Origin of the sequence: Metabacillus niabensis (assembly GCF_902829255.1) — a bacterium.
In the GTDB taxonomy this organism is placed as follows: Bacteria; Bacillota; Bacilli; order Bacillales; family Bacillaceae; genus Metabacillus; species Metabacillus niabensis.
In genome coordinates this window covers 1-10,003 of the sequence record NZ_CADEPK010000197.1, presented here as the reverse complement: position 1 = coordinate 10,003, position 10,003 = coordinate 1, and the positions used below count along the sequence as shown (strand labels likewise).

Here is a 10,003-nt window from a genome sequence, read left to right as displayed (position 1 = left end):
ATCATCATTATCTAATTGAAGAGGTTGCCGACACGAATATTCCGGCAATGCGTTTGTATGAGAAATTAGGGTTTAAAGAATATAAACGAAAACCTATACCGGAAAAGATAGCAAAGAAAAATGGGATTAATAATTTATTGTCAATAAGATACGAGGAAAAATAAAGATATGTTTTCCTGTTAAAGGAGGGAGAGCTTTTGCCTAGAACAAAAGAACAATTTGAAGCAATGAGATTGGCAACTAAAAACAAAATACATTCTGCTGCGATTAAACTATTTGCTAAGAAAGGATTGGCGGCAACTGGAGTACAAGATATTGCAGAAAGTGCTGGCATCAGCACTGGACTACTGTATCGTCATTACAAAACGAAAGATGATTTATTTAACGAGCTTATTTCCTATGCGACTTTAGGTTTAGAGCATATTGTTAAACGGTTTGATAATGACTTGCCGCCAAATGAAGTTATCAAAGAATTTTCATTAGAGATATTAAATGACTTTAAAAAAGATGATGAATTCGCAAATTTTCTTATGATTATGAACCAGGCCATTTCAGCAGATAATCCATCTCATCAAGTTCAACAACTAAAAAAGCAAAGTGAAGCCATGATGAAACAAACTGTCATTCTTATCAAAAAAGGACAGAAGCTTGGTCAGTTTAAAAATGGAGATGCTACAGAAATGGCATAATGCTTTTTCGCCACAATACAAGGGTTATCAATGATGAAACTATTGTTAGGTGAACAATTTATTACACTAAGTTTAAATATATTAACATCTGCTTTATTGAAAGAAGACTATTAAGCTTGAAAAAGGTATGGCTATAAAGATACTTTCACTAAAGGTTAGCCTGCGTTCTATTTTTAAAAGCATGTTTTGAAATAACTTCAAAACATGCTTTATTTGACTTAACTCTGATACCAATATAAAGCGAAGTCAGTCATTGTCGAAGCATACCCTTGTTGTCTTAACATCGTTGTGACATTCCCTCGATGATAAGTACCATGATTAGCAACATGAAATAAAATTTCTGAGTAAGCAGTATCTCTAGCACCTGACCAAGGATTATTCAAATTCATTTTTTGTTCTAAATCTTTTTGGCTATTCATCCATTCTTCGTACTGTGAAGCTACTTCTTCAAAAGACTTAATAAATTCATCTACAGAATATGAGTTAGTCCTTTCTAATAAAGCCATAGAACCTTCCAATGCTTCTTGCATCTCAATTCCTTTAAGTGCTTGTAACCACATAACATCTACTACATAAATGTGACTAAACGTCTGAGCAATATTTGGATATGAACTACTAACCTCTTCATATAGAACATTGCTTGGTAATTCTTTTATTCTTTCTAGTAACACCTTATTGGCCCAAACATGGTATTCATACATATGTTTTGCATGGTTCATTTAACATCTACTCCTTAACCTTATTTGTTTTAAACTTGATGTTTGTATTATAAAAAAAGATATATGACAGCAGCCTGTCATATATCTTCATAAACTTTTATTATTTTTCTTGCTTCATCTATTAAAATGGATTGCAGTTCCACTGGTTGTATAATTTTAATTCCACTACCGAAGCTTAAAAGAATCGATATAAGCCAACCAGCATTCAGTGGTTGATAAACAGAAATAGTAAATATCATACTTCCATCACTATTCATGACTTTTGAAGAATTTTGGAATTGGTCTAATACATTAGCTAAGGAGTTAGGATTCACCCAGATGACTACATCCTCAAATCCTTGAAGATTGCCGTTTGAATAAGATGAATCACCTTTCATTTCGTGATTCTGTAGAAACCTTTCTTCTGTCAGGGTAATCCTCATCATACGCGACACTCTAAATTCTCTATAATTCTGACGTTCCCTGCAATAACCATATAAATACCAGTTATTAAACTTATAATGAAGATGAATAGGTTCTAATTCACGTGATGTAAATTCGTTTTTATAACTAACATAATCAAAGCGGATTACCCTTTTTTCATGAATTGCCTTTCGCAATTCCATTAACGAATTCGATTCTGTTCTATAGCTTTCTAAGTCAACAGATAAAGTTTTATTGTTTCCACTTGTATCAAGCAATTTTAATCTTTCTATCGTATGCTCAACTTCCTTATCTTCAAAAATACTCGATAAACTACTTAATACTGTAATTAGATTCACTATGTCATAAGAACCAATTAAGCTTTTATCAAATTTATAACCTTCTATAATACCGAACCCGCCGTTCGTTCCATGGTAAGAAACGACAGGTATTCCGGCCGCACAAATAGCTTCAATGTCTCGATAAATAGTCCGTGTTGATACTTGAAACTCATCAGCTAAACTAGAAGCCGACAAGATTTCATTGTTTAAGAGCTTGAATATGATGGATATTAAACGTTCTAATTTCAATTTTCATTTCCTTTCTTCATTCATTAAACGATTCTCTTGCCTTTGTTTCTTACGGAACAAGACGTTTTAATTGGATAATAGTCAGGTTGTACACTTTGTACTTAAACAATATTGGCAGAAGAGAAGGATTGAATGGGCATATGAAACTTTTTCGTTAAATGAACGTAATTAAAAACGATTGTAAAATTAATCTGGATAATAGAAAACACAGATGAAAAAGTCTTGAATTTTTTTAAGGAATTTATTTCTTTTCCTTTTTTCACTTGGTTATTCTTTACTATTATACTAGATTTAAAAGCTTTTTATGGTTTGCTGGTAACAGCTTCAATCATTTTGTTGTTTAGTATTTAGATGTTGAGGGATCTGCTTTTGGTTATGGAAGAAAGGATTTTTAGATTTTTTAAGCTTTTAAATAACACATAGATATAGGTAAAGGGTGAGTATATGGAAGCAGCATTATTGGTGTTAGATGTTCAAAACGATTTTACTAATGACAATGCCCGGATGCCAGTAGCAAAAAATCAAGTAATGCCGATGATAACGTGTATTAATAATGTTATCGAAAAGGCTTTGAAAGAAAAGATACATATTATCTATATAGGAAATGAGTTTGAAAAAAATCAATATATATCAAACTGGTTTCGCAAAAATGCTTCTTTAAAAGGTAGTGAAGGGGCAAAGTTAAATGAACAGCTTAAAATTGTAGGTAATCTATATTTCTCAAAAAAACAAGGGAACGCTTTTAGCAATTCTAGTTTAGTTCGATACATCGCGGATAATCATATAAAGGATGTATACGTTGTCGGTTTATTTGCTGAAGGGTGTGTTTTAGCGACTGTGAAAGGTGCTCTACAAAATGATTTGACAGTTACTCTAATTGAAGATGGCATAGCAGGTGCGAATGATAAAAAAAAGAATAATGCTCTTCGTAAAATTGAGAGGTTAGGAGCAACTATAGTAAGCTCATCCTTATTATTAAAATAATGCTTCTATATTAATTTATTGAACAAGTCTTTAGCATTAAGACGATTTTCTTTAAGAATAAGGTTAAAAGCTAGTTATAAATATCGAAATAGGTGAGAGAAGTGGAGTTCAAATATTATCTTAGTGGAATTGGATGGGCTACTTGTATCGTTGAAATTAATGGGCAGAAATTAGTATTTACAGCAAGTTATTTAACGGATTGTTTAAGTGATTTTCTTAGAGCACTGATGGATTTAAACACTTTTTGTGTTCCAAAAGATGAAGTAAGAAAAAAAACTGAGTGTGAATGGGAGGGAGAGCCAGAGGGAATTGTTTGGACTTTTGAATTAAAAGAACATAATAAACTGATGATAAAAGCCGATTATTATGAAGATGAATTATGCAAAGATAACACTAAAACATTAATAAAAACGGAATACCCCTATGATGACTTTTTACTGAGTGTACTCAAAGAACTAGATGCATTAATAAAAAGACACGGAATTATCGGTTATAGAGAAGCATGGTATAATGCTGATTTTCCTTTAACGACTTTTTTAAAACTAAAACATTATATAATCCATAAACAAAAATATCCTATACAAGAAGTGCAGGGAGAATTTGATTTACAGGCAAGAAGTAATCTGAAAGATGATTTGGAATTATTGCTTCAGGAAATCAAAAATCCCTAATGAGCAATCGGGTACGATACATCAATATGAGGTATCGTATTTCTAAATTGCATGTTTAGGATAAAATTCTTATACAAATTTTTAATGTATAGTCATCATAGCTATTCACAGATAATTCGTCTAATATTATATCTTCATAAAAATAGCTGTCCAGTGTTAGATTATTTTTTTGAGCATACTCAAGTAAGTTTTCATATGCCTTACTAGTAGAGAAAAATCCGTTTTTATGGAATATATTTAAATATTTTCCCGCACTTTTAAGATGAATTTTCTTTTCGTCCTTATTATGGCTAATCTTAGTGAATAAGTATGAGTATTTAAGATAATCCTTTGCTTTCACATCATGAATATGAATGATATGGCCAATTGAACTTGGGGTAAATAATCCTTGATTTTTACAATTTGAAATATGATTGCTTATGAGAATCCCCATATCCCTCGTATCTTCTGCTTCAAGTAGATTCGTTACAAGCATCCATTCCTCTTCTTCTGTTGTTATAAAAATATGATTTTCGCGAATTGAGAGAGACTCTCTCGTTAGACTAGCCTTATTAGAAATATGTTTCTTCATTTGCATTAATTTCTCGATTTTTTCTTCCATTTCTTTTTCTTTTTCTTCTAGGAGCAAGATAAAATCCTCGGGATTTCTCTTATCCAAATAATTTTTTATTTCTTTAAGACTCATGCCCAACTCTTTTAAAGTGGAGATGACTAAAAAGGCATCTATTTGAGTATAGGAATAGAGTCTATAATCATTATCCAATTTAACTTCTGGAGAAAAGACTCCCATTTTATCGTAATGAAATAACGTATGCTTTGTTACGCCAATTAGCTTTGCGAACTCAGCTGTTGAAAAATATCCTTTACTAGTTAAATTATTCATAAGCTCCTCCTTGACTATAGTGTAACACTACACCTTAGTATTAAAAAGGTAAGGATAATAAATACTAGGATCAACTACCAATCGTTGACAAATTGTGGGGGTTTATTTATGAATAACATTTTTGTTGAAAGTGAGTTTGCTCCTTTGAAAAGAGTTGTAATGGCTCAGTCGGAAGTAGCGTTTCCTGTAAAAATAGATCCTGAAGAAGTAAAATTCTTGGCTGAAGAGGAAAGTGATCTATATAGCGGGAAAGATATATCAGGAAAAAACTATAAAGATGTATTTCCTGACAAACAAAAAATGTGGGAAGAGGAAAGGGAAAATTTAAAAAAAGTTTTAGAGAAATATCATGTAGAAGTAACGGTTCCTAGACTGTTAACAGATTATGAAAAAGAATTAGGGAAAGAAGATGGCTACAGTAACTTCTTTGTACGAGATCCGTTTTTTACAATTGGCCATTTTTTAATAGAAGGTTCTTTAAGGTTTCCGCATCGAAGAAATGAGGTCTTACCTGTTAGAGATATTTTAGTGACCGAATCCAATAAAAATGAGTGTTTATATTTATCGATTCCAAAACCAGATATATCTAAAGGTCCAAAATCAGAGGACGGTCCATTTCTAGAAGGTGGAGATATTCTCGTCTTAAACAAAACGATTTTTGTAGGTAGGTCAGGGCTTGCATCAAATGAGAATGGGATTAAATGGCTTGAACGTTTAGTTGGCCATTATGGATATGAAGTAGTTGAGGTTCCTCTTCATCCGACAATCCTTCATCTTGACTGTGCATTAAGTTTAGTTAGAGAAGGGTTAATGATCGTTTGTGAAGACGCATTATTAGAAGGTATACCGAAGCAGCTTAAAGATTGGGATAAAATAAATGTAACACTAGAAGATGCATCAAAGCTAGCTACAAACGGTCTTCCGATAAATGAAAATGTATATATAACAGACCGAGAATTTAAATTTATAGGTGAGGAATTAGAAAAAAGAGGGATGACTGTCGAATATGTAGATTATAAAATATCTAGAAGTTTCGGAGGAGCTTTTAGATGTAGTACACAACCTCTTTTCAGAAGTAATGACTAAGTATATAAGAGAAAGAAATGAATGAGGGAAATATAATATGAAAAAGCCAATTAAAGAACAAAAAATGATTTTAGTTATATTGTTAAGTAATGTTTTCATTGCATTTCTTGGGATGGGTCTAATTATCCCAATAATGCCTTCATTTTTGAGTGTTATGAATTTATCCGGTAGTTCAATGGGGTATCTTGTTGCTGTATTTGCAGTATCACAGCTGATTATTTCTCCTTTTGCGGGAAGATGGGTAGATAGAGTTGGAAGAAAAGTAATGATCGTCTCGGGATTATTTATTTTTAGTCTGTCAGAGCTGATTTTTGGATTAGGAACTCATGTATCGATATTTTATTTATCACGGATTTTAGGTGGAATTAGTGCAGCGTTTATTATGCCTGCAGTTACAGCATATGTAGCGGATATTACGACAATCCAGGAACGATCAAAAGCGATGGGCTATGTATCTGCAGCGATTAGCACTGGCTTTATTATTGGACCTGGAGTTGGAGGATTTATTGCTGACTTTGGCATACGGATGCCATTTTTCTTTGCTGCTGCTATTGCATGTTTAGCTGCAATAACCTCGATTTTTATTTTAAAAGAACCTTTGTCAAAAGAAGAGCGTGGGATGAATACTTCAAATGGTCAGGAGTCAACTTTCTTTAAAGACTTTAAAAAGTCAATGAATCCCACATATATAGTTGCATTTATAATCGTCTTTGTATTAGCATTTGGGCTATCTGCCTACGAAACTGTTTTTAGCTTATTTTCAGATCATAAATTTGGATTTACACCTAAGAATATTGCAACGATTATAACGTTTAGTTCTATTGTTGCCGTAATCATTCAAATCTTATTATTTGGAAAATTAGTCAACAAAATTGGAGAAAAAAGGCTGATTCAGTTTTGTTTAATAATAGGTGGTCTCTTATCGTTCGTTTCTACAGTTATATCTGGATTTTTAGCTGTTTTAATTGTAACTTGTATAATCTTCCTTGCATTTGATTTGTTACGTCCAGCCTTAACTACGTTTTTATCTAAAGCGGCGGGGAATCAACAAGGTTTTGTCGCGGGGATGAACTCCACTTATACTAGCTTAGGGAATATTTTTGGACCAGCTCTAGGTGGCATTTTATTTGATGTTAACATTCATTATCCTTACATCTTTGCAGGAATCGTTTTGATGATTGGATTAGGTCTTACGATTGCATGGAAAGAGAAGTCTTTAAGTGAATTTTCAAATGCAAGTTCATAGGCTAAATATCAATAAATAATGGATTAAATCAAGACATAAAAGCCATAATACAAAAAACTCGCCATTTTTTTAGTGGCGAGTTTTTTTTCGTCTAATATTATTTTGTGTTGGTGAATCCACCGTCAATACGAATAACTTCACCGTTAATGTATTGAGCTTTTGATGCTAATAAGAATGTAACAAGCTCAGCAACTTCTTCTGGAGTACCTAAACGTTTTTGTGGAATACCGCCTGTTGCGTTAGCCTTCATTTCTGGATTTGCTTCATAGAACGCTTTAACCATTGGTGTTTCAGTTGGTCCTGGGGCAATCGCATTAACGCGAAGTCCATCTTTCGCATATTCAGCAACCATACTTTTTGTAATCCCAACAATTGCGTGTTTAGTAGCAGAATAAGTTACAACTGAGTCTTGACCGATAACACCAGCACTTGATGCAGTGTTAACAATTGAACCTCCGCCGTTTTTTAGCATAACTTCTGCAACATAACGTACTCCGTAAAGAGCTCCCATTAAGTTAATCCCAACAATTTGCTCGATTTCTTCGATCGTTGTATCTAAATAGAATTTACCACTACCAGAGATACCAGCATTATTGAAGAAGTAATCAATTTTTCCGAAACGTTCAACTGTTTCATCAACATATTTTTTTACTTCCGTTGCTTTAGAGACATCTGCTTTAATAAAGATCGACTCTACACCAAGCTTTTTCACTAATTCAACTGTTTCATTTCCGCCCTTTTCGCTCACATCTACAGCAACAATGTTCACGCCTTCTTCAGCTAAGCGAACTGCTGTAGCTTGTCCTAGTCCACTACCAGCACCTGTAATTATTGCGACTTTACTCATGGATAAAACCTCCTGAAATTGCCCCTTAAATGGTTAGCTACCATTATGATAACCTACTTTTTGCTTATTATGATTTCTCCCAGTTCGTTCTCCTTTAGTGCAATTTAACTATATCACAAAAATAAAAGATGTGGTCATTTCACGCCTTACGCTTATTTCATTTGAGGAATCAAGTAAGGATTTTTAAAGGTGCTTTCATCATTTGGTTACCGTTTGTTTTGGTAACCTATTAGATACTACAGGGGGATTTGTTCATGCAAGTATAGTATGAAGACTTAGAAGGAACGTAAAAATACCGTGAAAGGAAGCAAAAACAGTTTGTAAAAAGTAAAAAGCTGCCGATACCCTGGCAGCTAAATATACTCTTTAAATAAATCCGCCGTTTACGCGAATTGTCTGTCCAGTAATCCATTGCGACTCTGGGTTTACTAATAATTCGATGGCACGAGCAATATCCTCTGGTTCTCCAAGTCTGTTAAATGCATTCATCTGTTTTAAAGCATCGATTTGCTGTTCTGTTTTTCCGACTGTAAAGAGCTCGGTGTTCACCGGTCCAGGTGCCACGGCATTGATTGTAATTTGTTTAGGGCCGAATTCCTTAGCCAATTGTCGTGTGAATTGTTCGACTGCTCCTTTTGTTCCTGCATAAAGGCTGTAGCCTGGAAACATTTGTCCGTTCACAGAAGTAGATAGATTCACGATACGTCCACCCATTTCCATATGCTTCATCGCCAATTGACAAGCAAAAAAGGTTCCCTTTGCATTAAGTGCAAAATGTCGATCAAAATCCTCCTCGGTTATTTCCAGCAGGGGCTTCGTTTCCATTAATCCGGCGTTATTAACAAGAATGTCTAGTTTCCCGAAGGCATGGATTGTTTCTGTGAATAACTTTTCAAGCTCGCTTGTTTTGCTGACATCGGCTCGCAATGCAATTGCTTCACCGCCTTTTTCTTTAATCTGCTTTACTGTTTCGTTAGCTTTTTCGGAACTACTTGAATAATTAATAACAACCTTAGCACCTAAATCTGCCAAGTGTTTAGCTACAGCATTTCCAATTCCACGAGAAGCACCAGTTACAATTGCCGTTTTTCCGCTTAAATTAGTTGACATGTTTTACCCTCTTTCATTTAATAGTGAAGCCATCTTGTATCAGATCCCAAACCTGTTCAAATTCCTCTCTGATCCTTTTACTATTTTTCCATTCATAGGCATGGGAAGGGTGATGAAATCTTGCTGTCGCATAAAAAATAGAACGGGATATAACCTCTTTATCTGCTACAGGTTTGAAGACGTTTAAATTTATCCCCTTCTCAATGATTTGATTTAACATTTCAATGGTGCAGTTAACATGGTTCGTGATAAGTTCTGTTGCTTCACCTGTCACTTCCGCATACATTTCAAACATCTCTTCATCATTTTTTGCATGGTTTTGCTTTAGGGAAGTAAGCTTGAGAAAAAAATCCTTTAGCAAATGATTCGGGGATGTTTCTTCAGATTTTAAAAGCTTGCGCAAAGGTATCATAATTTCCTCCTCAAGCCATCTTTCTGTAACTGCTTCTTTTAAAGCTGACTTATTCGGAAAATGCCTGTAAATCGAGCCATGGCTCATATTTAATTCTTTTGCTACATCTGTTACCGATGTTTTTTTGGGGCCGTAACGACGAAGAGTTTTCTCGGCTGCGTCTAAGATGTCTTTCCTACTCAATATGCCGCTTTTCTTATCCATAATTTCTTAATTACCCTCTCTCGTAGTTTGTTTGCACGTTGAATATTCATTGAAACTATAAGCATTAAAATGTAATAACAGTGGTTTTCTAGTTGTTTTGAGAATAACACAATGCGTAACAAATGACAAATATTAATTTTTGTCATTTGTTATTAAGGAA

General features: G+C 33.9%; 11 protein-coding genes. 5 read left to right on the top strand and 6 right to left on the bottom strand.

The window, feature by feature from the left end; genetic code table 11:
- Positions 1-197: 197 nt before the first annotated feature.
- Positions 198-689, top strand: a complete 492-nt coding sequence (locus tag HU235_RS13050) for a TetR/AcrR family transcriptional regulator (protein WP_233452219.1) — start codon at positions 198-200, stop codon at positions 687-689.
- Between the two features lie 218 nt (positions 690-907).
- On the opposite strand, the gene HU235_RS13045 is transcribed toward HU235_RS13050, so the two are convergent.
- The gene (locus tag HU235_RS13045) at positions 908-1,408 is read right to left on the bottom strand and encodes a DinB family protein (protein ID WP_145581158.1); all 501 of its coding nucleotides are present in this window, start codon (positions 1,406-1,408) and stop codon (positions 908-910) included.
- Between the two features lie 77 nt (positions 1,409-1,485).
- Positions 1,486-2,400 (bottom strand): helix-turn-helix transcriptional regulator, encoded by a 915-nt coding sequence (locus HU235_RS13040; protein WP_174880483.1) that lies wholly within the window; start codon positions 2,398-2,400, stop codon positions 1,486-1,488.
- A 444-nt stretch (positions 2,401-2,844) separates the two neighbouring features.
- Between HU235_RS13040 and HU235_RS13035 the strand changes: the two genes are divergently transcribed.
- Positions 2,845-3,384: a cysteine hydrolase family protein gene (locus tag HU235_RS13035; RefSeq protein ID WP_145581156.1), complete on the top strand. Its 540-nt coding sequence runs from the start codon at positions 2,845-2,847 to the stop codon at positions 3,382-3,384.
- A gap of 101 nt (positions 3,385-3,485) precedes the next feature.
- Entirely contained in the window at positions 3,486-4,055 is a 570-nt protein-coding gene (locus tag HU235_RS13030) for a hypothetical protein (RefSeq protein ID WP_174880482.1), read from the top strand.
- Between the two features lie 55 nt (positions 4,056-4,110).
- On the opposite strand, the gene HU235_RS13025 is transcribed toward HU235_RS13030, so the two are convergent.
- The gene (locus tag HU235_RS13025) at positions 4,111-4,938 is read right to left on the bottom strand and encodes a MerR family transcriptional regulator (protein WP_174880481.1); all 828 of its coding nucleotides are present in this window, start codon (positions 4,936-4,938) and stop codon (positions 4,111-4,113) included.
- Positions 4,939-5,046: 108 nt separating this feature from the next.
- Here HU235_RS13025 and HU235_RS13020 point away from each other — a divergent pair, with 108 nt between their 5' ends.
- On the top strand, positions 5,047-6,024 hold the full coding sequence (locus HU235_RS13020; RefSeq protein WP_095299602.1) for a dimethylarginine dimethylaminohydrolase family protein: 978 nt from the start codon (positions 5,047-5,049) through the stop codon (positions 6,022-6,024).
- A gap of 37 nt (positions 6,025-6,061) precedes the next feature.
- Entirely contained in the window at positions 6,062-7,270 is a 1,209-nt protein-coding gene (locus HU235_RS13015) for an MFS transporter (RefSeq protein ID WP_174880480.1), read from the top strand.
- Positions 7,271-7,367: 97 nt separating this feature from the next.
- Here the strand turns inward: HU235_RS13015 and HU235_RS13010 are convergent, their stop codons facing one another.
- From HU235_RS13010 to HU235_RS13000, 3 genes are all read right to left on the bottom strand, one after another.
- A complete protein-coding gene (locus tag HU235_RS13010; protein WP_174880479.1) occupies positions 7,368-8,117 on the bottom strand; it encodes an SDR family NAD(P)-dependent oxidoreductase in 750 nt (249 codons plus the stop codon).
- Between the two features lie 366 nt (positions 8,118-8,483).
- Complete coding sequence (locus HU235_RS13005) at positions 8,484-9,227, bottom strand: SDR family oxidoreductase (RefSeq protein WP_174880478.1); 744 nt, start codon at positions 9,225-9,227, stop codon at positions 8,484-8,486.
- Between the two features lie 13 nt (positions 9,228-9,240).
- Positions 9,241-9,843: a TetR family transcriptional regulator gene (locus HU235_RS13000; RefSeq protein WP_174880477.1), complete on the bottom strand. Its 603-nt coding sequence runs from the start codon at positions 9,841-9,843 to the stop codon at positions 9,241-9,243.
- Positions 9,844-10,003: the final 160 nt, after the last annotated feature.